This window comes from Rhodopseudomonas boonkerdii (assembly GCF_021184025.1).
GTDB lineage: Bacteria > Pseudomonadota > Alphaproteobacteria > Rhizobiales > Xanthobacteraceae > Tardiphaga > Tardiphaga boonkerdii.
The window spans coordinates 1,937,772-1,959,517 of the sequence record NZ_CP036537.1 but is presented as its reverse complement, the minus strand read 5'-3'; the positions used below and the strand labels follow the sequence as shown (position 1 = coordinate 1,959,517).

At 63.1% G+C, this 21,746-nt stretch carries 19 protein-coding genes; 4 read left to right on the top strand and 15 right to left on the bottom strand.

Annotation, left to right across the window (positions count from 1 at the left end; translation table 11 throughout):
* Window positions 1-74: 74 nt before the first annotated feature.
* Entirely contained in the window at window positions 75-1,646 is a 1,572-nt protein-coding gene (locus E0H22_RS09140) for a 2-isopropylmalate synthase (RefSeq protein ID WP_233025341.1), read from the bottom strand.
* A gap of 412 nt (window positions 1,647-2,058) precedes the next feature.
* On the opposite strand from E0H22_RS09140, the gene E0H22_RS09135 reads away from it, so the two are divergent.
* The gene (locus E0H22_RS09135; protein WP_233025340.1) at window positions 2,059-2,952 is read left to right on the top strand and encodes a dihydrodipicolinate synthase family protein; all 894 of its coding nucleotides are present in this window, start codon (window positions 2,059-2,061) and stop codon (window positions 2,950-2,952) included.
* 851 nt (window positions 2,953-3,803) lie between these two features.
* Here the strand turns inward: E0H22_RS09135 and E0H22_RS09130 are convergent.
* The 5 genes from E0H22_RS09130 to E0H22_RS09110 all read right to left on the bottom strand — a co-directional run bounded on the left by E0H22_RS09130 (window position 3,804) and on the right by E0H22_RS09110 (window position 8,418).
* A complete protein-coding gene (locus tag E0H22_RS09130; RefSeq protein WP_233025339.1) occupies window positions 3,804-4,778 on the bottom strand; it encodes a polyphosphate kinase 2 family protein in 975 nt (324 codons plus the stop codon).
* A 118-nt stretch (window positions 4,779-4,896) separates the two neighbouring features.
* Window positions 4,897-5,595: an NUDIX hydrolase gene (locus tag E0H22_RS09125; protein WP_233025338.1), complete on the bottom strand. Its 699-nt coding sequence runs from the start codon at window positions 5,593-5,595 to the stop codon at window positions 4,897-4,899.
* Between the two features lie 12 nt (window positions 5,596-5,607).
* A complete protein-coding gene (locus E0H22_RS09120) occupies window positions 5,608-6,609 on the bottom strand; it encodes an ABC transporter substrate-binding protein (protein WP_430715269.1) in 1,002 nt (333 codons plus the stop codon).
* 208 nt (window positions 6,610-6,817) lie between these two features.
* On the bottom strand, window positions 6,818-7,597 hold the full coding sequence (locus E0H22_RS09115; protein ID WP_233025336.1) for an ABC transporter permease: 780 nt from the start codon (window positions 7,595-7,597) through the stop codon (window positions 6,818-6,820).
* Window positions 7,594-8,418: an ABC transporter ATP-binding protein gene (locus E0H22_RS09110; protein WP_233026234.1), complete on the bottom strand. Its 825-nt coding sequence runs from the start codon at window positions 8,416-8,418 to the stop codon at window positions 7,594-7,596. Before E0H22_RS09110 ends, E0H22_RS09115 begins: the two co-directional genes overlap by 4 nt.
* A gap of 119 nt (window positions 8,419-8,537) precedes the next feature.
* Here E0H22_RS09110 and E0H22_RS09105 point away from each other — a divergent pair, with 119 nt between their 5' ends.
* Complete coding sequence (locus tag E0H22_RS09105) at window positions 8,538-9,317, top strand: ATP-binding cassette domain-containing protein (protein ID WP_233025335.1); 780 nt, start codon at window positions 8,538-8,540, stop codon at window positions 9,315-9,317.
* Window positions 9,314-10,873: an ABC transporter permease/substrate-binding protein gene (locus E0H22_RS09100; protein WP_233025334.1), complete on the top strand. Its 1,560-nt coding sequence runs from the start codon at window positions 9,314-9,316 to the stop codon at window positions 10,871-10,873. The genes E0H22_RS09105 and E0H22_RS09100 overlap by 4 nt, the downstream gene beginning before the upstream one ends.
* A gap of 137 nt (window positions 10,874-11,010) precedes the next feature.
* On the opposite strand, the gene E0H22_RS09095 is transcribed toward E0H22_RS09100, so the two are convergent.
* The 9 genes from E0H22_RS09095 to miaA all read right to left on the bottom strand — a co-directional run bounded on the left by E0H22_RS09095 (window position 11,011) and on the right by miaA (window position 20,723).
* Window positions 11,011-12,270 (bottom strand): ABC transporter substrate-binding protein, encoded by a 1,260-nt coding sequence (locus tag E0H22_RS09095; protein ID WP_233025333.1) that lies wholly within the window; start codon window positions 12,268-12,270, stop codon window positions 11,011-11,013.
* Between the two features lie 88 nt (window positions 12,271-12,358).
* Window positions 12,359-13,102: a FadR/GntR family transcriptional regulator gene (locus E0H22_RS09090; RefSeq protein ID WP_233025332.1), complete on the bottom strand. Its 744-nt coding sequence runs from the start codon at window positions 13,100-13,102 to the stop codon at window positions 12,359-12,361.
* Between the two features lie 52 nt (window positions 13,103-13,154).
* Entirely contained in the window at window positions 13,155-14,012 is an 858-nt protein-coding gene (locus E0H22_RS09085; protein ID WP_233025331.1) for an SDR family oxidoreductase, read from the bottom strand.
* 90 nt (window positions 14,013-14,102) lie between these two features.
* Complete coding sequence (gene ilvC, locus E0H22_RS09080; RefSeq protein WP_233025330.1) at window positions 14,103-15,122, bottom strand: ketol-acid reductoisomerase; 1,020 nt, start codon at window positions 15,120-15,122, stop codon at window positions 14,103-14,105.
* A gap of 150 nt (window positions 15,123-15,272) precedes the next feature.
* Window positions 15,273-15,875, bottom strand: a complete 603-nt coding sequence (locus tag E0H22_RS09075) for a LysE family translocator (RefSeq protein WP_233026232.1) — start codon at window positions 15,873-15,875, stop codon at window positions 15,273-15,275.
* Window positions 15,876-15,880: 5 nt separating this feature from the next.
* Complete coding sequence (locus E0H22_RS09070; RefSeq protein WP_233025329.1) at window positions 15,881-16,753, bottom strand: EamA family transporter; 873 nt, start codon at window positions 16,751-16,753, stop codon at window positions 15,881-15,883.
* 18 nt (window positions 16,754-16,771) lie between these two features.
* Window positions 16,772-17,314, bottom strand: coding sequence for an acetolactate synthase small subunit (gene ilvN / locus E0H22_RS09065; RefSeq protein ID WP_233025328.1), 543 nt, complete (start codon window positions 17,312-17,314; stop codon window positions 16,772-16,774).
* 194 nt (window positions 17,315-17,508) lie between these two features.
* Entirely contained in the window at window positions 17,509-19,287 is a 1,779-nt protein-coding gene (locus E0H22_RS09060; protein ID WP_233025327.1) for an acetolactate synthase 3 large subunit, read from the bottom strand.
* A 509-nt stretch (window positions 19,288-19,796) separates the two neighbouring features.
* On the bottom strand, window positions 19,797-20,723 hold the full coding sequence (gene miaA / locus E0H22_RS09055) for a tRNA (adenosine(37)-N6)-dimethylallyltransferase MiaA (RefSeq protein WP_233025326.1): 927 nt from the start codon (window positions 20,721-20,723) through the stop codon (window positions 19,797-19,799).
* Between the two features lie 3 nt (window positions 20,724-20,726).
* Here miaA and serB point away from each other — a divergent pair, with 3 nt between their 5' ends.
* Window positions 20,727-21,629 carry a phosphoserine phosphatase SerB gene (gene serB / locus E0H22_RS09050; protein WP_233025325.1) on the top strand — a complete coding sequence of 301 codons (903 nt, stop codon included), beginning with the start codon at window positions 20,727-20,729 and terminating at the stop codon, window positions 21,627-21,629.
* Window positions 21,630-21,746 lie beyond the last annotated feature (117 nt).

Below are 21,746 nucleotides of genomic sequence, written 5' to 3'. Positions count from 1 at the left end.
AAGCTTTCCTGCAATGCAAAAACGCGGCGCCCTTCGACGCCGCGTTTGCCACGCGCGAAAGTTTCTAAAGAACATCAGCTCGCGACAGCGACCGGTGCCGGCTTGTCACGCTCTCGCTTCATCACGATCTTGTTCAGCGCGCCCAGATAGGCCTTGGCCGAAGCAACCAGCGTATCCGGATCGGCAGCCCGCGAGGTCATCGAGCGACCGTCCTGAGACAGACGCACCGAAACTTCAGCCTGCGCGTCGGTGCCCTCGGTGACTGCGTGCACCTGATAGAGCTCCAGCTTGGCTTCATGGGGCACCAGCGCCTTGATGCAGTTGAACACGGCATCCACCGGCCCGTTGCCTTCGGCCTCCTCGATCTTCACCGCGCCATCCACATTCAGCTTCATGGTCGCACGCTGCGGACCGTGCGTGCCGGCGATCACCGTCAGCGAGTTCAGCTTGATGCGATCGTGAGCCTGCACGATCTCCTGATCGATCAGCGCCTCGATATCCTCGTCATAGATATCCTTCTTGCGATCGGCCAAAGCCTTCATGCGGATGAAGGCATCCTCGATCTGGTTCTTGCCCAGCTTGTAGCCCAGCTCTTCCAGACGATGGATGAAGGCATGGCGACCGGAATGCTTGCCCAGCACGATCGACGAATGTTTCAAGCCCACCGATGCCGGCGTCATGATCTCATAGGTCGAGGCGTCCTTCAGCACGCCATCCTGGTGGATGCCGCTCTCATGGGCGAAGGCGTTACGGCCGACGATGGCCTTGTTGTACTGCACGGGGAACGAGGTCGCCGCCGACACCACCTTGGACGCGCGCGTCAGCCAGGTCGGATCGATATTGTTCCAGTACGGGAATTTGTCGTTGCGCACATTGATGGCCATCACGACTTCTTCCAGCGCCGCATTGCCCGCGCGCTCGCCAATGCCGTTGATGGTGCACTCCACCTGACGCGCGCCGCCGTCGATGCCGGCCAGCGTATTCGCCACCGCCATGCCGAGATCGTTATGGCAATGCACCGAGAAGATCGCCTGGTCGGAATTCGGCACGCGCTCACGCAGCGTGCGGATGATGCGGGTGTATTCCTCCGGCGTGGTGTAGCCGACGGTGTCGGGGATATTCACCGTGGTGGCGCCAGCCTTGATAACGGCTTCGGTGATGCGGCACAGAAAGTCGATATCGCTGCGGGTGGCGTCTTCGGCCGACCATTCGACATTACTGACCATGTTGCGGGCGCGGGTGACGCCGGCCACCGAAGCGTCGATGACCTGCTCCGGGGTCATGTTCAGCTTCACCCGCATATGCAGCGGCGAGGTCGCGATCACCATATGCACGCGGGCGCGATCGCCGGCGGGCTTCACCGCTTCGGCGCAGCGGTCGATGTCCTTCGGATTGACGCGGCCCAAACCGGCGATGACCGACTTCTTCGAGCGCTTGGCGATCTCGTGCACGGCTTCGAAATCGCCTTCCGACGAGATCGGGAAACCGGCCTCGATGATGTCGACGCCCATGTCGTCGAGCATCTCGGCGATTTCCAGCTTCTCCTCGAAGGTCATGGTGGCGCCGGGGCACTGTTCGCCGTCGCGCAGGGTGGTGTCGAAAATGAAGACGCGGTCCTTCTCGGACTTTTGGGTCGTGGTGGTCATGGAATCTTCCTTAAAGATCGGGCGCTGTCTGTGCGGGCGCCGGGAGGTTTGCTTGGTTCAGTTCGCATCCCCTAAGTGCCCAGGCATGACTGCCCAGCCGGCGCTCAGGGGCCGATAAGGAGAAGCAGACCGCCGAGAAGGAGGGCTGGAGACGACGCAGGCGCAAGGGCGCGCGGAGCAACGAAAATCGCTCCCGTGTCCATGTCAGCACTGTCGTTCCGAATCAGCATTGCTATCCTTCGAGGGCCGCGCCTGTGAGTGTCGGCGGAAACCATTGACGGTTCCTTGCCGGACGCGACGGGCTTGTTCTAAACGCAAATGCCGCCGCGTCGCAACGGCTAAGAGGGTCAGGATGACTGACCTAATCCGCCCGATATGCTAATTCGTTTGCTGCAACTGCGAGGACCCGATCATGAGCTTCATCAAAGGCCTGTCCGCCTTCCCGATCACGCCCATGAATGCCAATGGGCGGGTGGATACGCCGGCGTTGCAGCGGCTGGTGGCGCCGCTGGCGGCGGCGAAGGTGGACTCCATTGGCCTGCTCGGCTCGACCGGCTCCTATCCCTTTCTCACCCGGGACGAGCGCCGCCGCGCCACCGATGCGGCGATCGGCGAAGTCAACGGCCGCGTGCCGGTTCTGGTCGGAATCGGCGCGCTCCGCCTCGACGAGGTGATCCATCTCGCTCGCGATGCGAAGGCGGCCGGCGCTGCAGCCGGCCTGCTGGCGCCGGTGTCCTATACGCCGCTGACGCATGACGAAGTGTTCGAGCTGTTCCGCATCGTCGCCGCCGAGACCGAATTGCCGCTGGTGATCTACGACAATTTTGCCACCACGCATTTCACCTTCACGCCGGAGCTGATCGGCCGCATCGCGCGCATTCCCGGCGTCGTCACGCTGAAGGGCACGGCGCCGGACGCCAATGCGATCGCCGATCATCTCAAGCAGCGCCGCGCGGCGGTGCCTAAGGGCTTTCCCATCGGCTATGCCGGCGACTGGAACGTCACCGAAGCGCTGCTGGCCGGCGGCGAGGCCTGGTACTCGGTCGCAGCCGGCCTGTTTCCGAACAGCTGCCTCGCCCTCACCCGCGCCGCGCTGGCGGGCAAGGCGGAGGAAGCACGCCGGCTCAACGCGGCACTGCAGCCGCTGTGGGATCTGTTCAAGCAGTATTCAAGCCTGCGCGTGATATATGCGGCGGTGGATATTCTGGGGATCACCGATGCGAAACCGCCGAAGCCGGTGCTGCCGCTGCCCGATGCCGCTCAGGACAAGGTGGCAACGGTGCTGAAGGCGTTGAAGCTGAGTTGAGACCTTCTCCCTCCTCAGAGTGCCGTAGGGCGGATGAGCCGAAGGCGTAATCCGCCGTTCATCGCGCAATCCGCCCTACGCCCAGCGCGTCGTTGCCTGATCAACATGTCAAACAGCCCCGTGATGTCTGAAAACGTGCGCTCGCATTCTCGCGGCGCTTGCGCGTCCGAGGTGTGAGCAGGTCTCCCCTCGAAGACATGAGGGGAGGCGGCACGCCGCCAGGCGCGTGGGGTGGTTTCTGACGCGATCGGTGCGCACTGGATCGCCAGTGCTGGCCGGCCGCGCAACGCCTGACGGCGTGCCACCGCGACGGTTTTTGGCCGAGGGACCGTGCTTCCGGGTACTGGAAGCTGGCAGGTGCCCTGCCATCGGACCGGCTTTCGCCAGCCGTCATCCGCACCCGTCCAGCCACTGAGTGGCAGAGCCCCGTAGTGGGCCCGGACGGTGACCCCAGGCCTCCCGAGTGCGAGGGATACGTCCTCCCCCGCCCGCAGGCGCCGCATCTCGCCCCGCTCAAAGACGCCTCATGAGAGCGCCCCTCGCGAACAAGACGGGAGGGATATGGACGATCATGGGAATATTGTCAAGAACGAAATGGGAACATATTTTGCGGCCGTAGGATGGGTAGAGCGGAGCGAAACCCATCAATCCCATCGATGCCGCAAGCTCCGCCGATGGGTTTCGCTCCGGCGCGTCGCGCCTGCACTCTACCCATCCTACAATTCTCGCATAATGCGACGAGACGTAGGGCGGATGAGCGGAGCGTAATCCGCCGGCCGAGTTCATTGTTGAAACTCCTCGGCGAATTACGGCTTCCGCCGTCGCTCTTCGAGCTTTGGCGGACAAGTCGCCTAATCCGCGCTACGGTTACGGCTGCGGCTGAGTTTCTTCTTCGCCCGCACGCGCGAGCGGGCTTTCTTCGCGGCCGGCCCGCCCTCCTTCTCCAGGGCTTCGCGGACCATTTTGAATTCCTTCAGGTCATCGCCATCGACCACCGGGAATTTCAGATCGAGCTGCTCCAGCGCATGCACGATGCTCGAACCGATCACCACGCGTGCAAACCATTTGCGGTCCGCCGGCACCACATGCCACGGCGCATGCGCCGTCGCGGTATGGCCGATCATGTCTTCGTAAGCGTGCTGATACTGGTCCCACAGCGCACGCTCGGAAACGTCGGCCATGGAGAACTTCCAGTTCTTGGCGGGTTCGTCGAGGCGATCGAGGAAACGGTCGCGCTGCTCTTCCTTGGAGACGTTGAGAAAGAATTTCAGCACCACGGTGCCGTTGCGCGCGAGATACTTTTCAAACGCCGCGATGTCCTCGAAGCGTTCCTTCCAGATGTGCTTGGTGACCAGCTCCTGCGGGATCTTCTGCTTGGCCAGGATCTCCGGATGCACCCGCACCACGAGGCATTCCTCGTAGTAGGAGCGATTGAAGATGCCGATGCGCCCGCGCTGCGGCAGCGCAATGGTGCTGCGCCACATGAAGTCGTGATCGAGTTCGTTCGACGAAGGCTGCTTGAAGGAATGCACCTCGCAGCCCTGCGGGTTGATGCCGTCGAACACAGCCTCGATGGCGCTGTCCTTGCCGGCAGCGTCCATCCCCTGAAAGATCAGCAGCAGCGACCAGCGATCCTGCGCGTACAGCTTTTCCTGCAATTCCTGCAGCCGGCGCCGATTGACCTCGATGATCCGCTTGCCGGTTTCCTTGTGCAGCCCGCCTGACGCATTGGTGTCGTGATTCCTGAGACGGAACGTCTTCGATCCATCGACACGGTAGGGATCGACATAGGACTTGAAGGCAGTCTTGGCGGATCTGGTGGACATCTGGGCACTCCGGACTTCAACGCGCGACCGTAGCGCGCGTATCTCCGACGCGCCAGCCTCTGCCCATTTGTCCCGGACGCGGTGCAACGCGACGTGCCGCAACGCATCCGGGACAAGATCAGCTAAACTGCGCGGCCAAAAACGCCGTGACGAAAATCGGCATGGTCGATGTGAAATCGGCCGGGCTGCGCACAAGATGGATATCGCTGAGCTCCGGGCTCGCCTGGGCGGCGAGATTGGCTTTGAGTTTTCCGCGCAGCGTCTCGGCAGGAAGATCGGACGTCAATACCCGCATCATGGCGATGGAGTGATCGGTGATGACGCAGCACCAGTCATCGGCGACGTGGTAGTCGCGCTCGGTGAGGCCCAGTTCCTCCTCGACCTCACGCAACACGCTGCCGGCGATATCGACAGTGTCTCCGCGCAGATCGTTCGGATCGGGCGTACCCGCCGCGAAATAGATGCGACCGGCATTGGCCGTATGCGGCCCCATCTCGCCGAGCACAAAAGCACCATCGCTGCTACGCAGCGCCCCCATGCCAAAGCCGTTCAGCACATCGCGGTCAGGGAACCCCCAATCGCGCCAGGCGAGGAAGCTCGCAAAATCAGTCTCGAAATATTCGGCGGAAAGTCCCTCGCCGGTGAACAGCGGTTTTCGCGCGAGCAGAACGCGGCCATTGAACATGGCCGGCTTCTCCGCGCGCTTGGCGGCGAAATGCGCGTCGATCTCGGCGCGGCGCTGCTCGGCAAACAGCCAGCGCCAGTCCTTCCGAACGAGATCGAGCTGAGCAACACGGTGGATGGCGGGCGCCGTCATACGCCAAGGGCCCTATTTCGCATTCGCCTTGTACTGCTCCACATATTTGTTCGTGTAGGTCTTGCTGACATCGATATTCGCTTTCGCAACTTCAGGCGAGCCTTCGCTGAACACCGCTAGCACGGCGGCCGCGCCTTTCGGATCCATCAGACCGGTCTCCGAATACATCGGAATCGTGTTCCTGAGCGCGGCGAGATAGAGTTCCTTGTCCTTGCCCACCATCGTCTCGGGCATCTTCGCCATGATCTCTTCCGGCGAATGGGCGTGTATCCATTTCAGCGTGTTCATCATCGCAGCGGTAAGTGCCTGCACTTCCTTCTCGTGCCCCTTGATCCATGCGGTCGTCGTGTAAAGCGCGCCGCCCGGATATTCGCCGCCGAACACATCCAGCGTGTCCTTCTGGGTGCGGGTATCGCTGAGAATCTTGAGGTCTTTGTGGCTGCCCTGGAGCACGGTGACGGCGGGATCGAGCATGACAGCCGCGTCGATCTGCCCCTGCTGCATCGCGGCCACGGCGGTAGCCCCCAGACCGATGCCGATCACGGCGGTGCCCGCGGGATCGAGGCCGTTCTTCCTGAGCTGATACTTCAGGAAGAAGTCGGTGGACGAGCCGGGCGCGCTGACGCCGACCTTCTTGCCGGCGAGATCCTTGATGGAATTGATCTTGCCGGTCTGTTTCGGCGACACCACCAGCACGAGACCGGGATAACGGTCATAGACCACGAAGCTCTGCAGTTCCTGCTTCTTCGCGGCGAGGTTGACGCAGTGATCGAAATAGCCGGAGACAACATCGGCGCTGCCGCCGAGCACCGCCTTCAGCGCGTCGGAACCGCCCTTGAGATCGACCAGTTCAACATCGAGGCCGGCCTTCTCATATTCGCCGAGCTGCTTGGCGAGGACCGTGGGCAGATAGCACAGGCATGCGCCGCCGCCGACGGCGATGGTCACCTTGCTCTGCGCGGAGGCCGCCTGCGCGACACCGAGGGTGACGATGAGAGCCAGAACAAATCGCATCATGCGGGTCTCCCGATGGTTTCTTTTGTAGGGTGGGCAAAGCGTAACCGCCTCTTAGCACAGAGATACGCCCGACCGTAGGGCGGATGAGCCGAAGGCGTAATCCACCGGCCGAATCCATAGCTGAAACTCCGCGGCGGACTACGGCTTCCGCCGTCGCTCTTCGAGCTTTGGCGGACAAGTCGCCTCATCCGCCCTACAGCTACGATCAGTTGCGCCCGTCGGGCTTCCATACCAGCAATCGCTTCTCCACCAGCGTCACTAGCAGGTCGATGGCGATCACAAACACGGCCAATACGAACATGCCAGCGAACACGCCGGCGACATCGAACGTGCCCTCGGCCTGCTGGATCACATAACCGAGCCCCGCGGCCGAACCGAGATATTCACCGACCACGGCGCCCACCACGGCAAACCCCACCGAAGTGTGCAGCGACGAGAACATCCAGGACAACGCCGAAGGCCAGAACACATGGCGCATCAATTGCCGCTCGCTCATGCCAAGCATGCGGCCATTGGCGAGCACCGCAGGCGAGACTTCCTTGACGCCCTGATAGACGTTGAAAAACACGATGAAGAACACCAGCGTGACGCCGAGCGCGACCTTCGACCAGATGCCGAGACCGAGCCACAGCGCAAAGATCGGCGCCAGCACGACGCGCGGCAGCGCATTCGCCATCTTCACATAGGGATCGAAGACCGCAGCCAGCAGCGGCTGGCGCGCGAACCAGAATCCGATCAGGACACCGAGCGTCGAGCCGATCGCAAAGGCGAGCAAGGACTCGAGCAGCGTGATGCCGAGATGCTTCCAGATCATGCCCGAGGCGAACCAGGCAACGACCTGGCTGAACACATCCGATGGCGTGGAAAAGAAGAAGGGCGGCAGCAGGATGCGGCCGAACATCTCGACGCTCGTGAGCAGATGCCACAGCGCGATGGCGACCACGGCGACGAGTATCTGACAAAGCAGCAAGGTCGAGCGCTTCATGCGGCGCCTCCGATGCCGGAGGCCCGCGCATAGGTCTTCATCACCTCGTCCTTCAGCACATGCCAGATCTCGCGATGCAAGGCGTGAAACTCCTTGTCGAGACGGACGTCGAAAATGTCGCGCGGACGCGGCAAGGTCACGCGCCAATCGCCGATGATGCGCGCGCCAGGCCCGGCCGACATGATGACGACACGATCGGCGAGCGCGATGGCTTCCTCCAGGTCGTGGGTGACGAACAGAACGGCCTTGCGGTCCTTCGTCCAGAGATCGAGCAGCAGATTGCCCATCACCTGGCGGGTCTGCGCATCGAGCGGCCCGAACGGCTCGTCCATCAGCAGGATCTTGGGATCGCGGATCAGCACCTGCGCCAGCGCCACGCGCTTGCGCTGGCCGCCGGACAGCATATGCGGATAGCGCGCCGCGAAGGCGCCGAGACCGACGGCTGCGAGCCATCCCCGGGCGCGTTCGATGGCTTCGCCCCGCGCCACGCCGGCCACTTCGAGGCCGATGGCAACATTGTCGCCCGCGGTCTTCCAGGGGAACAAGGCATCGGCCTGGAACAGATAGCCGGCCTGCCTGTTGAGGCCGCCCAGCGGCCGATCGAAGATGCGGACGCTGCCGGAGGCCGGCTGCAGCAGCCCGGCGGCGACATTGAGCAGTGTGGACTTGCCACAGCCGGTGGGACCGACGATGGCGACGAATTCGCCATCGGCCACGCGCAAGGTCGCCTTCTCCACCGCCGTATAGACACTGCCGCCGGCGACATTGAACGCCACCGTCGCGTCGTCCAGCGCCACCGCCATCGGTGCCGCGGCTTCCATAGCCTCCACGCGCATTTCCCCCGGCTGAACCGTTTCGACACCCGCTTTAGCGTTGCGGGTCGCATATTTCAACGCTTGGCCCGGCTTGGTGCCCTCACGCGGCCATGCTAGTCGGAGACATGAGCTCTGCCGCGATCAGCTTCAGGCACGTCACCAGGCGCTTCGACGACGGGCGCGTCACGGCGCTGGACGATGTCTCGCTCGACGTGATGGAGGGCGAACTGCTGGCCGTGGTCGGCAGTTCCGGCTCCGGGAAAACCACGCTGCTTCGGCTGGCCAACCGGCTGATCGCGCCCGATGGCGGCGAGGTGCGAGTTGCCAACGAAGACGTCGCGACGCGCGATCCGATCACGCTGCGCCGGGGCATCGGCTATGTCGTGCAGAGCGGCGGCCTGTTTCCGCATATGACCGTTGCGGGCAATATCGGCATCACCCCGAAGCTGATGGGCACCGCGGCCAACGCGATCGCCACGCGCGTGGATGAGTTGCTGACGCTGGTACGGCTTGATCGCAGTCATCGCGATCGTTATCCGCATGAACTCTCCGGCGGCCAGCGCCAGCGCGTCGGCGTGGCCCGCGCCCTCGCGGCGAACCCGCGCATCATGCTGATGGACGAGCCGTTCGGCGCGCTCGATCCGCTGACGCGCGATGCACTCAGCGACGATTATCGCACGCTGCATCGGAAGCTGAATCTCACCACCGTCATGATCACCCATGACATGACCGAAGCGATCCTGCTCGCCGATCGCATTGCAGTGATGAAATCGGGCCGGCTGATCGCACAGGGCACGCCGGCGGAGCTGGCGGCAAATGGCGACGCCTATGTCGGCGAACTGCTGAGCACGCCGCGCCGTCAGGCTGAACGTCTGCAGCACCTGATGGCGAAAGGCAACGCATGACCCTGCCCGGCGATCCCCGCTGGAGCGACGCGCTCGGTCATCTGCCCGACTATCTCGGCAATCACGTGCGCGTCAGTCTCGCCGCGCTCGCACTCGGCCTCGCGGTCAGTCTGCCACTTGCGGTTCTGGTGCGAAAGCATCCGGCGTTACGCGGCGCCCTGCTCAGCCTCGCCGGCGTGGTTCAGACCGTTCCCGGGCTCGCGCTGCTGGCGCTGTTCTATCCACTGCTGCTGGCATTGGCATCGCTGTCGCTGAACTGGTTCGGTGCCGGCTTCTCCGCCTTCGGCTTTCTCCCCGCCGTGCTGGCGCTGGCGCTGTATTCGATGCTGCCGGTGCTCCGTAACACGATTACCGGACTGAACGGCGTCGATCCCGCGCTCACGGAAGCCGCCGAGGGCGTCGGCATGACGCCGCGGCAAACGCTGATGATAGTGGAGCTGCCGCTGGCGCTGCCGGTGATCATGGCGGGTATCCGGACCTCGGCGGTCTGGGTGATCGGCACCGCGACACTGTCGACGCCGATTGGGCAGACCAGCCTCGGCAACTACATTTTCGCGGGCCTGCAGACCCAGAACTGGGTGCTGGTGATATTCGGCTGTGTCGCTGCCGCGGCGCTGGCATTGGTGGTGGACCAGTTGCTGGCCTTGATCGAAACCGGCATTCGCCGGCGCAGCCGGCTTCGCATGCTGGCCGGGGCGTTCGGCATCGCGGCACTGGCGCTCGCAGCGCTGGCGCCGTCCTTCGCGCGCTCCGGCACGCGGGTGGTGGTCGGAGCCAAAACCTTCACGGAACAATATGTGCTGGCGGCGCTGATAGCGCAGCGCCTGCAGGCCGCCGGGGTAACGACATCGATGCGGCAAGGCCTCGGCTCCAGCGTCATCTATGACGCGCTCGTCTCGAACGATATCGATGTCTATATCGATTATTCCGGTACACTCTGGGCCAACCAGTTCCGCCGCAGCGACATCCTGCCGCGCGAGCAGTTGCTCGCCGAGCTGAAGACGGCGCTGGCGACATCGCGCGTCACGCTGCTCGGCGAACTCGGCTTCGCCAATGCCTATGCACTGGTGATGCCCCGCGCGAAGGCCGAGGCGCTGGGAATCAGGACCGCCGCCGATCTCGCCGCACATGCCGGCAGCATGACGATTGCGGGGGACTACGAGTTCTTCTCGCGGCCGGAATGGGCGGGACTACAAAAGACCTACAGCCTGTCCTTCAAGGCGCAGCGCGTGATGCAGCCGGATTTCATGTATGCCGCAGTCGCCTCCGGCGAGGTCGATGTGATCGCCGGCTATACGAGCGACGGCCTGATCGCGAAATACGATCTCGTGGTCCTGGACGACCCGCAACATGCCATCCCGCCTTACGACGCGATCATGCTGTTGTCGCCGCGGCGTGCCCACGACGAGCAACTGCGTGGCGCATTGCAGCCGCTGCTGGGCAAGATCGATTTGCCGCTGATGCGCGAAGCCAATCTGCGGGCCGCCGGCAACGATGCTACGAGTTCACCGGGGAGCGTGGCAGCTTGGATGTGGGAAACGATCGGAACGAAGTAACGCTGCCTGTCGTCACCCGGCCGTGCGCGCAATTACGCGCCAGGACCGGATGACCGATCAGAACAGATCGCAGTGACGGAACCGAAACGCCGCTGTTTACTGGATCCCCGCTTACGCGGGGATGACAGTCATAGTGTTCACCGCCCCGCGACGACCGGCGGCTCGCCCTTGATGATCTCGCCGAAACGCTGCCAGCGTTCGCCCTTGAAGCTCATCATCTGAAACTGGTCGATGGGCGAGAAGTCGGTCGGCGATGTGTTCACCGTCACGCCCGGCAGCAGGCCGTCGAGTTGCAGGCCCTTCAGATTGGCGGCCTGCTTCATCAGGTTTTCGCGGGTGAGATCGTCGCCGCATTGCTGAAGCGCCGCAACCATGGTCTGGGCGATGCTGTAGCCAGACAGCACGGTGCTCTCCATCGCCTTGCCTTCCGGAATGTACTTCTCGACATAGGCATAGAACTTCTGCATACCCGGATCGTCCTTCCACTGCGGATCGGTCGGGTCCTTGGCGAAGGTCGCCGATACCACATCCTGGGCATTCTCCAGGCCGGCGGGACGCAGCACGCTACCGAGCGACGAGCTTGCATTCGGCACGATGTGCAACGGTTTCCAGCCGAGCTCGGCGATCTTCTTGATCGACTGTGCGGCGAATTTTCCGGTGGCGAAGGAGAACACGGTATCGACGCCGGCAGCCTTCAGCTTGACGATGTGAGAGTCGACCGTGGGCTCGGAGACCTCGTAGCTGGTCTCCATCACGATCATCGACGACGCCTTGTCACCGAGCCCCTCGCGCAGGCCTTTCACATAGTCCTTGCCGAAATCATCGTTCTGATAGAACACGCCGATCCTGGCGTCCGGCTTCTCCTTCAGCAGATACTTCGCATAGGCCAGTGCTTCGGCGTGGTAGCTCGGCAGCCAGCCCATGGTCCATGGAAACTGCTTCGGATCGTTCCAGCGCGTGGCACCGGTGGCGAGAAACAGCTGCGGCGTCTTCTTAGCGTTGAGATACTTCTGAATCGCCGCATTGGCGGCGGTGCCGACATTGCCGACGATCGCCATCACCTCGTCGCTCTCGACGAGCTTTCGTGTCTGCTCCACTGTCTTCGGCGGCGAATAGCCGTCATCGTAGCTGATGAAGTTGATCTTGCGGCCGTTGATGCCGCCCTGGTCGTTGATCAGCTTGAAATAGGCCGCATAGGACTTGCCGAGAATGCCGTAAGCGGAAGCCGGGCCGCTATAGGGCACGGTGTTGCCGATCCTGATTTCGGTATCGCTGGCGCCGGGACCGTATTTCTTCTGTGCCAGTGCCGGGCTTGCCGCCATCATGCCCGTCGCTGCAAGCATGGCAATGCACCGAATGGCGGTTGACGCGGCCACGGGGGTCGTCGAGATACGCATTTTTGATCCTTCTTTTGCGTTTCCTGGGATGCGGACCTTGCCGCGTGAAGAAGGGCCTTCCCGTTGATCGGGATTGTCGGCAGGCCCGTCAGGCGTTTGTGTCTGTTTTCCCGGCGTCTTGCGCCTCGGCCACGGCTTCGTTCAAGGCCCAGATATCGGCAGCGGCCGTGTGCACATGACGGTGCACAAGCGCGATGACGGCGGCCTCGTCGCGCGCCTCGATGGCGGCAACGAAGGCGCGATGATCGTCGAGGGAGCGCTGGCGCAGCGCCTCCGATTCAAAATAGCGACGCCGTCCGCGCGTGCTCATCAGCATCAGCGGAGTGATCGTGCGCACGAGGATGCGGTTCTGGCTGGCTGCAGCGACAGCAAGGTGAAACTCGACATCCTCGTCGGCCATGTTGCGGCCATTGGCGGCGAGCACGGCATAGGTGTCGAGCAAGCCGCGCAGCTTGTCGAGATCGGCCTCGGTGCGACGCTGGCAAGCCAACCGGAACGCCTGTTCTTCGCAGATGATGCGCGCCTCGATGGCATCGCGGGTGAGCTGCGCATCGAAGGGCACGCCGAGATCGGCTTGCAGCACCAGCGCATCCAGCCCGCCATCGTCGGGCGTGGTGCGGAGGAAAATGCCCGACTTCGCCTTGCGTTCGGTAATGCGCATGGCGTCCAGCACCGCCAGCGCCTCACGGACGGAGCTGCGGGTGACGCCGAACCGATCCGACAGATTGCGCTCGGAGGGAAGCCGATCGCCCTTGGCAAGCCGGTGGTGGCGGACGAATTCGAGCGTCTTGCGGACGGTATCGGAGGTTTCGGAGGTCAGGGTCGTCATCATGCGAATGACCCTACCAATCTGGCCCTACCACATCAAGCCTCATAACTGCGGCTCATGGGCGCGGCTTGGCAGCCAGTCCGAGCTGACGGGCGATGATCCGGTCGATCCACCGCTTCGGCAGGACCCCGGCAATGAAGGTCTGGACCGGTTCAGGCGATGCGACGACGCGCGCTTTCGGCCGGGCGTCGGTGAGCGCGCGATGGACCAGCGCCGCAATCCGCTCGGGCGGCAGGCCTTTCTCCGATAGCTGAGCCAGCATTCCGCGCAGTTTCGTCAGTGCCGGCAGATAGGGCGACCGTGCGAAACGCGCGATATCGATCGCTTCCGCCTTGCTCCAGATCGGGGTCCGCACGGGACCGGGCACGATGGTCACGACGTCGACGCCGAACAGCATCAGCTCGCGGCGCAAGCTTTCGCTCAGGCCTTCCAGCGCGAATTTGGAGGTGCTGTAGGGCGACAGCAGCGGATTGCCGAACTGGCCGGAGACGGAGCTCATCATGACGATGCGGCCAGGTGCGCCCTTCAGCGCAGTGTCGGCGCCGAGCGACGGAAGAAAGGCCTTGGTGACGATGACCGGGCCGAGCACGTTGACATCGATCTGCCTACGGACGTCGCTGACATCGAGATCGAGCAGTGCGCCGGGCACCACGACGCCGGCATTGTTGACGAGACCGGCGAGTGTTTCACCGTTCAGCGCCGTACGAACGACTTCGGCAGCCTCCTTCACCGCTGCCTCATCGGTCACATCGAACAGCAGCGGTGTGAACTGCGCGCCGAACTCAGCTTTCAAGCGCTCGGCATCCGTAGAGTTGCGAACGCTGCCGAACGCACGGAAGCCCTTACCCAGCAAGGTTTTCGTTGTGGCATGACCGATGCCGGTGGATGCACCGGTGACAACGACAGAGCGCATAGGAACACCTCGGACAAGAACCGCACAGGCCAAACGAAAAACGGGACCGCGCTGCCGCGGTCCCGTTGCTCGCTAAATCAGATGTAGCGCTTAGTTCTTCGACTTGTCGACCAGCGCCTTTTCCTTGATCCACGGCATCATGTCGCGGAGCTTGGCGCCCACTTCCTCGATCGGATGGGCGTTGTTGCGGGCGCGGGTGGCCTTGAACGAGGCCTGGTTGACCTTGTTCTCCAGCATCCAGTCGCGCGCGAACTTGCCGGACTGAATGTCGGTGAGCACGCGCTTCATCTCGGCCTTGGTTTCCGAGGTGACGATGCGCGGGCCGGTGACGTATTCGCCGTATTCCGCCGTGTTCGAGATCGAGTAGTTCATGTTGGCGATGCCGCCTTCATAGATCAGGTCGACGATCAGCTTCAGTTCGTGCAGGCACTCGAAGTAGGCCATTTCCGGCGCGTAGCCGGCTTCCACCAGCGTCTCGAAGCCGGCGCGGATCAGTTCGACGGTGCCGCCGCAGAGAACCGCCTGTTCGCCGAACAGGTCGGTTTCGCATTCTTCCTTGAACGTGGTCTCGATGATGCCGGCGCGGCCGCCACCCACTGCCGATGCGTAGCTGAGGCCGAGGTCATGGGCATTGCCCGAGACGTCCTTGTGGATCGCGATCAGGCAGGGCACGCCGCCGCCGCGCTGATATTCCGAACGCACGGTGTGGCCGGGGCCCTTCGGCGCGATCATCAGCACGTCGAGGTCTTCGCGCGGATCGAGCAGGTTGAAGTGCACGTTGAGGCCGTGAGCGAAGACCAGCGCGGCGCCGTTCTTCATGTTGTCGTGCAGGTGCTCGCGGTAGATGTCGCCCTGCAATTCGTCGGGGGTCAGCATCATGACCAGATCGGCCCACTTGGCGGCTTCGGCGACTTCCATCACCTTGAAGCCGGCAGCTTCCGCTTTCTTGGCCGAGGCCGAGCCCTTGCGGAGCGCGATCACGACGTCCTTGACGCCGCTGTCCTTGAGGTTCAGCGCGTGGGCGTGGCCCTGGCTACCATAGCCGACGATGACGACCTTCTTGCCCTTGATCAGGTTCAGGTCGGCGTCGCGATCGTAATAAACACGCATGGGTCGTTCCTCTGTTCGGCAACTTTATTTCAAGCGCCAGGTCGAAAGATCACTGCCGGCTGGCAGATGACCGTGAAATGCCGCCGGTTTCTAGGGCGACGGATGCCGCGAGACAAGCCCGCGACAGTGATTTTGCTGGCGAATTTGCACTCATATCTCGGCCAGCACGGGATACAGCGAAGCGAGCAATAAAATTGCCATCGTGACGTTGAAAACGCGGACGGCACGGGCCGATTTGACCAGCGGTTGCAAGGCGGTGCCGCACAGCACCCAGGCCACCGAGGACAGCGAACCGATGAACAGCGACAGCATGACCTGCAGCCCGACATTCCACGGATAGCCGGCGATGGCCGCATAAGCCGTGATGATGCTGATCGCCATCACCCAGCCCTTGGCATTGACCCATTGAAAAAGCGCCGCCCCCAGGAATGTCATCGGGCGCCGCCGCTCCGCCTCTCCCGGCTCCGGCGGACCGGAGCGCGCGATGGCATAAGCGAGATAAACCAGATAGGCCGCGCCGACATATTTCAGCGCCGTCTGCAACCAGGGCAGCGAGGCGAAGATGGCGCCGAGGCCGAGCCCGGTGACACCGATCATGAAGGCATAGCCGAAGGTCACACCGGCCAGATGCGGCAGTGTCCGGCGGAAGCCGAAATTGAGGCCTGAGGCGAGCAGCATGATGTTGTTCGGCCCGGGTGTGAAGAACATCACCACGGCAAACACCAGAAACGCCCAGAGCAGATGCGCCGACAGCTCCATTACGCCACCTCGCGCATGACGGGCGGACGGCGCGACAGCAACATCACCGCAATGCCGAGCACGACCACGATCATTCCGGTCAGCCGCAGGGAACCGAAACTTTCGCCGAAAGTGAAGCTCGACGCCACAGCGCCGACGAAGGGCACCAGCAGCGCAAAGGGCACGACTTGAGCTGCAGAGTAATCGCGCAACAGCCGCCCCCAGATCCAGTAGCCGAGCGTGGTGCCGACCACCGCGAGAAAAGCGACGCAGGCAAGCGCCTTCAGCGATGCGTGGGTGAGCGAATGCCAGCTCGTCGCCGCGCCATCCACCGTGAACAGCACGACCAGGAGCGGAGCCAGCGCGACCAGGCTGATCCAGGAAAACAGATCGAGCATTGGCACTCCCTGTGCGCGGCGCAGCAGCAGATTGGAGAAAGCAAAGCTGATCGGCGCAGTCATCAGAACCATGAAAGGAAAAACACTGAAGTCATAGCCGACGGTGAAGCAGATCATCATGAGTCCGGCCATGGCGACGACGATGCCGACGGCTTGCTGTCGCGTCGGCCATTCCTTGAGCAGCAGCGCCGCCAGCCCCACCGTGAACAGCGCCTGGCTCTGCACGATCACCGACGTCAGACCAGCCGGCACGCCATGCGCCATGCCATAGGTCTGCGCCAGAAACTGCGCCACCAGCAGCCAGCTCGTGGCGACCACGACCTGCCACGGCAGCTTCGGCCGTGGCAGCAGCAGACATGGCAACGCTGTGATGGCAAAGCGCAGCGTGGTGATCAAGGTCGATGACATCTCGTCGACCGCCATCCTGGTCAGCACGAAGCCAACGCCCCAGATCACGGCGACGGCAACGGCCAGTGCTATGTCGAGAGGTTTCATGACGACGATGCGCGAAAGTTACATCCCTTCCGCGCCGCGGGTGATGGCAGCGACGCCGGTGCGGGAAATCTCGACCAGGCCGAGCGGACGCATCAGCTCGATGAACTGGTTGATTTTCGCCGTATTGCCGGTGATCTCGAACACGAAGCTTTCGATGGTGGCGTCAATCACGCGGGCGCGGAAAGCTTCGGCAAGGCGGAGCGCTTCGACGCGATGCTCGCCAGTGCCGCGCAGCTTCACCATCGCCAGTTCGCGCTCGATGGAGCGACCGGTAACGGTCATGTCCACCACGCGGTGGACAGGGATCATGCGATCGAGCTGATGCTTGATCTGCGTGATGACCATGGGCGTACCGGTGGTGACGATGGTGATGCGCGAGAGATGCTTCTGGCTCTCGGTCTCGGACACGGTGAGGCTTTCGATATTGTAGCCGCGGCCGGAGAACAGGCCGATGACACGCGCAAGCACGCCGGGCTCATTCGCGACCAGCACGGAGAGCGTGTGCGTCTCGTTGGGATCGTGACGCTCTTCGATGAAATAGGCGGAGGCAGGCTGTTCCATTGTCGTTTCCTGTCGAAGTCTTGGTCGGCTTTCGCCGGAATTTTGATCGTCGCCCCACACTCTCGCTGTCATCCCCGCGAAAGCGGGGATCCAGTAGACACCAGCAGCAGTGATAAACTGCACCGTCAATGTCTACTGGGTCGCCCGGTCAAGCCGGGCGATGACAATTGAGCATGAGGCTTGGCATCAGCTCGTCACACCAGCGCCTTGCCGCCGGCGAAGGCGGCAGCGGTGGCTTCGTCATTGGCTTCCAGCGGCAGCAGCATTTCGTTATGCGCCTTACCGGACGGGATCATCGGGAAACAGTTCTCCAGATTCGCCACGCGGCAATCGAACAGCACCGGCTTCCTCACCTTAATCATGTCCTGAATCGCACTGTCGAGATCGCTCGGCTTTGAACACTGCATGCCGACGCCGCCATAGGCTTCGGCGAGCTTGACGAAATCCGGCAGCGCTTCGGAGTACGAATGCGACAGACGGTTGCCATGCAGCAGCTGCTGCCACTGCCGCACCATGCCCATGTACTGGTTGTTGAGAATGAAGATCTTGATCGGCAGTTCGTACTGAACCGCGGTCGAGAATTCCTGCATGGTCATCTGCACCGAGGCGTCGCCGGCGATGTCGATCACCAGCGCATCGGGATGCGCCACCTGCACACCCATCGCCGCCGGCAGGCCGTAGCCCATGGTGCCGAGACCGCCGGACGTCATCCAGCGATGCGGCTCCTCGAAGCCGAAGAACTGCGCCGCCCACATCTGATGCTGGCCGACTTCGGTGGTGATGTAGGTATCGCGGCCGCGCGTCAGCTCGAACAGACGCTGGATCGCATGCTGCGGCATGATGACATCGTTGTTCTTCTTGAAGGCCAGCGAATTGCGCGCGCGCCATTTGGCGATTGTCTGCCACCAGTCCTTCGTATCCGGCTTCTTCGCCTCGGCCTTGAACACCTGGAGGATGTCGCCCAGCACATTGCCGCAATCGCCGATGATCGGGACGTCGACACGGATGTTCTTGTTGATCGAGGACGGGTCGATATCGATGTGAATTTTCTTCGAGTTCGGCGAGAACGCATCGGTACGGCCGGTGATGCGGTCGTCGAAACGCGCGCCGACGCACAGCATGACATCGCAATCATGCATCGCCATGTTGGCTTCGTAGGTGCCGTGCATGCCCAGCATGCCCAGCCAGTTCGGACCGGAGGCCGGATAGGCGCCGAGGCCCATCAGCGTGGAGGTGATGGGGAAGCCGGTCACCTCGACCAGCTCGCGCAGCAGTTTGGTTGCCGCAGGTCCCGAATTGATCACGCCGCCGCCGGAATAGATGACGGGTTTCTTGGCATTGGCCAGCAGCGAGACGGCCTTGCGGATCGCATGGGCATCACCCTTCAGGCGCGGCGCATAGGAAACGTGAACATCCGACTTGCGCGGTGGATGATAGGTGCCGGTGGCGAACTGCACGTCCTTCGGAACGTCGACGACGACAGGGCCGGGACGGCCGGTGGTGGCGACATAGAAGGCCTCATGCAGCACCTTGGCGAGATCGTTCACGTCGCGTACCAGCCAGTTGTGCTTTGTGCAGGGCCGCGTGATGCCGACGGTGTCGCATTCCTGGAACGCGTCATTGCCGATCAGATGCGTCGGCACCTGCCCCGTGATGCAGACCAGCGGGATCGAATCCATCAGCGCATCGGCCAGCGGGGTGACCATGTTGGTGGCGCCGGGACCGGAGGTGACCAGAACGACGCCCGGCAGGCCGGTGGAGCGCGCATAGCCCTCCGCGGCATGGCCGGCGCCCTGCTCGTGGCGGACCAGGATGTGCTGGACGTCGTCCTGCTGGAAGATCTCGTCATAGATCGGCAGCACGGCGCCGCCGGGATAGCCGAAAATGTGCTTCACACCGTGATCCGCGAGCGCGCGCACGATCATGGCGGCGCCGGTCATCTGGTTGGGATCGTGGGGCTTTGCGTCACTCATGGTCGGCTCCGGATGCGCCCTTGGCGCTGTGGTCTTGTTGGTCGTCGTGGTCATTCAAGCGAAGAACTGCAGGCAATAAAAAAGGGCCCGCCTGGGACCCCTGTGCGCACCGCTCGGATCGTGGGTAGCCATCAGCTACCCCCGGCGATGCGCCAGGGTACCACGATAATAAGAAGGCTTGTAATTTTATTGCGCATGACTTGGTCGTATGATCTCGAAACTTGCGCGGACCATAGCGGGCAAAAACGGGAAGTCAAGGCTGCCAGCCAGATCACACGTGAGATCAAAGGCTAGCTGGGTCGGAGACGTTCGGCGAGAGGAAAGATTGGCGGGGCTGATATGCGGAGGCATACGGCTACTCCGCCCTTCTCGCCTGAACGCAATTGCGTTCAGGCTGGGGTGAGGAGGCCTAGTGGCGCGATTGCGACGCTGAGAGCGCCTTCTCGAACCATGAGCTCGCGGACTCCAGCGCTTCCGGCCATCCTTCGAGACGCGCGTAAGTGCGCTCCTCAGGATGAGGATGGGGTTTGTAGTTTAGCCTTGGCCTCCACCGGCGTCATCCATTCAAACTCCGGGAGCTGGTGCCGGAACCAGGTGAACTGCCGCTTGGCATAGTGTCGCGTATCGGCCTGCCCTGTCGCACAAGCCTCCTCGCGCGAAATCTCGCCACGCAGATATTTGATCAATGCCGGCACGCCATGCGCTTTCATTGCCGGCAGTAATGGATCCAGCCTGCGGGCGGCGAGTGCTTCGGCTTCATCCAGCGCGCCCTCGTCAAGCATGCGCACAAAGCGCGCATCGATGCGGGCATAGAGGTCGTCGCGATCTGGTGCGAGGAAAACGGCAGTCACGCCATCCGGCGGCAACAACGGCGGCAGCGCGTTATTGTGCCAGTCGGTCAACGCGCGACCGGTGGCCTCGATCACTTCCAGCGCCCGCGCGATGCGGGTGCGGTCACGCACATTTAGTTTTGCGGCGGAGACGGGATCGCGCGCGGCCAGCTCCGCATGCAGTGCCTCCGGGCCGTTGCGCCCGAGCCGGGCGCGGACGTCGTCGCGAATGGTATCGGGGATCGGCGGCACAGCGGAAAGTCCGCGGGTCAGCGCTTTGAAGTAGAGCCCGGAGCCGCCGATGAAGATCGGCAGCTTGCCGGCCGCGCTCACCTCGTTCAGCACATCACGCGCCGCATCGACCCAGGCCCCGGCAGAAAAGTTCACCGCCGCATCCACGGTGCCATAGAGACGATGTGGAGCCGTGGCCTCCTCTTCCGGGGTCGGCCGCGCGGTCAGCACGCGCAGATCGCGGTAGACCTGCATGCTGTCGGTATTGATGACCACACCGTCCCGCGCGCGCGCCACCGCCAGCGCCAGCGCCGACTTGCCGCTGGCGGTCGGCCCTGCGATAAGCAGCGCTCTGTTATCCGGCCTGGAACTCACGTCATGTCTCTCGTCGCTACCCTGATCTGCAACCCCGCCGATCCCGCTCTCGATAGCACGGTGCTCGACGGTCTGCGCGCGACCCTGCCAGGCGATACCACGATCCACTGGCTGGACGACGGCGTCGCCGCCGACATCCTGTTCGCTCCCGAGAACAATAGCACCACCGACCAGATCATCTTCGCCGACCGTCTGCGCGCCGCGCGCGGCGACATGCCGATCGACGTGGTGGTGCAGCCTGTGCTCGATCGACGCAAGAAGCTTTTTCTGGCCGACATGGATTCCACCATGATCGGCCAGGAATGCATCGACGAGCTGGCGGATTTCGCCGGCCTCAAGGCCCATGTGGCCGCGATCACCGAACGCGCCATGCGCGGTGAGATCGAGTTCGAGCCGGCGCTGCGCGAGCGCGTGGCGCTGCTGAAGGATCTGCCGGTCGGCGTGGTGGATGAGGTATTGACCGAGCGCATTACGCTAACGCCGGGCGGCAGCGCACTCGTGCAGACCATGCGTGCCAATGGCGCCTATACCTGCCTTGTCTCCGGCGGCTTCACTTTGTTCACCGCCAAGGTTGCGGAACTGGTCGGCTTTCAGGAGAACCGCGCCAACGAACTGCATGTACAGGACGGCAAGCTGACCGGCACTGTTGCCGAGCCGATTCTCGGCAAGGCCGCCAAACTCGCGACGCTGCAGGAATTGCGCGAGAGCTTCGATCTCGACAATCTCGATACGCTGGCCGTCGGCGACGGCGCCAACGATCTGGCGATGATCCAGGATGCGGGTCTCGGCGTCGCCTATCACGCCAAGCCGGCCGTGGCTGCAGCCGCACATGGGCGGATCGACTTTGGCGATCTCACCGCGCTGCTCTATGCGCAGGGATATCGGCGCGGCGAGTTTGTGAGCTAGCACACTCGTCATTCCGGGGACGGACCGACGCCACCGGCGGCGGGACGGAGCCCGGAATCCCGATGTGCCAATCACCTGCGGCAGTCCCGACGGAGAGTGCCTGTCTCACATCGAGGT

Coding starts and splice junctions, on each gene's coding strand:
- E0H22_RS09140 (WP_233025341.1), bottom strand. CDS start 1,646: ATGACCACCACGACCCAAAAGTCCGAGAAGGACCGCGTCTTCATTTTC.
- E0H22_RS09135 (WP_233025340.1), top strand. CDS start 2,059: ATGAGCTTCATCAAAGGCCTGTCCGCCTTCCCGATCACGCCCATGAAT.
- E0H22_RS09130 (WP_233025339.1), bottom strand. CDS start 4,778: ATGTCCACCAGATCCGCCAAGACTGCCTTCAAGTCCTATGTCGATCCC.
- E0H22_RS09125 (WP_233025338.1), bottom strand. CDS start 5,595: ATGACGGCGCCCGCCATCCACCGTGTTGCTCAGCTCGATCTCGTTCGG.
- E0H22_RS09120 (WP_430715269.1), bottom strand. CDS start 6,609: ATGCGATTTGTTCTGGCTCTCATCGTCACCCTCGGTGTCGCGCAGGCG.
- E0H22_RS09115 (WP_233025336.1), bottom strand. CDS start 7,597: ATGAAGCGCTCGACCTTGCTGCTTTGTCAGATACTCGTCGCCGTGGTC.
- E0H22_RS09110 (WP_233026234.1), bottom strand. CDS start 8,418: ATGGAAGCCGCGGCACCGATGGCGGTGGCGCTGGACGACGCGACGGTG.
- E0H22_RS09105 (WP_233025335.1), top strand. CDS start 8,538: ATGAGCTCTGCCGCGATCAGCTTCAGGCACGTCACCAGGCGCTTCGAC.
- E0H22_RS09100 (WP_233025334.1), top strand. CDS start 9,314: ATGACCCTGCCCGGCGATCCCCGCTGGAGCGACGCGCTCGGTCATCTG.
- E0H22_RS09095 (WP_233025333.1), bottom strand. CDS start 12,270: ATGCGTATCTCGACGACCCCCGTGGCCGCGTCAACCGCCATTCGGTGC.
- E0H22_RS09090 (WP_233025332.1), bottom strand. CDS start 13,102: ATGATGACGACCCTGACCTCCGAAACCTCCGATACCGTCCGCAAGACG.
- E0H22_RS09085 (WP_233025331.1), bottom strand. CDS start 14,012: ATGCGCTCTGTCGTTGTCACCGGTGCATCCACCGGCATCGGTCATGCC.
- ilvC (WP_233025330.1), bottom strand. CDS start 15,122: ATGCGTGTTTATTACGATCGCGACGCCGACCTGAACCTGATCAAGGGC.
- E0H22_RS09070 (WP_233025329.1), bottom strand. CDS start 16,753: ATGAAACCTCTCGACATAGCACTGGCCGTTGCCGTCGCCGTGATCTGG.
- ilvN (WP_233025328.1), bottom strand. CDS start 17,314: ATGGAACAGCCTGCCTCCGCCTATTTCATCGAAGAGCGTCACGATCCC.
- E0H22_RS09060 (WP_233025327.1), bottom strand. CDS start 19,287: ATGAGTGACGCAAAGCCCCACGATCCCAACCAGATGACCGGCGCCGCC.
- serB (WP_233025325.1), top strand. CDS start 20,727: ATGTCTCTCGTCGCTACCCTGATCTGCAACCCCGCCGATCCCGCTCTC.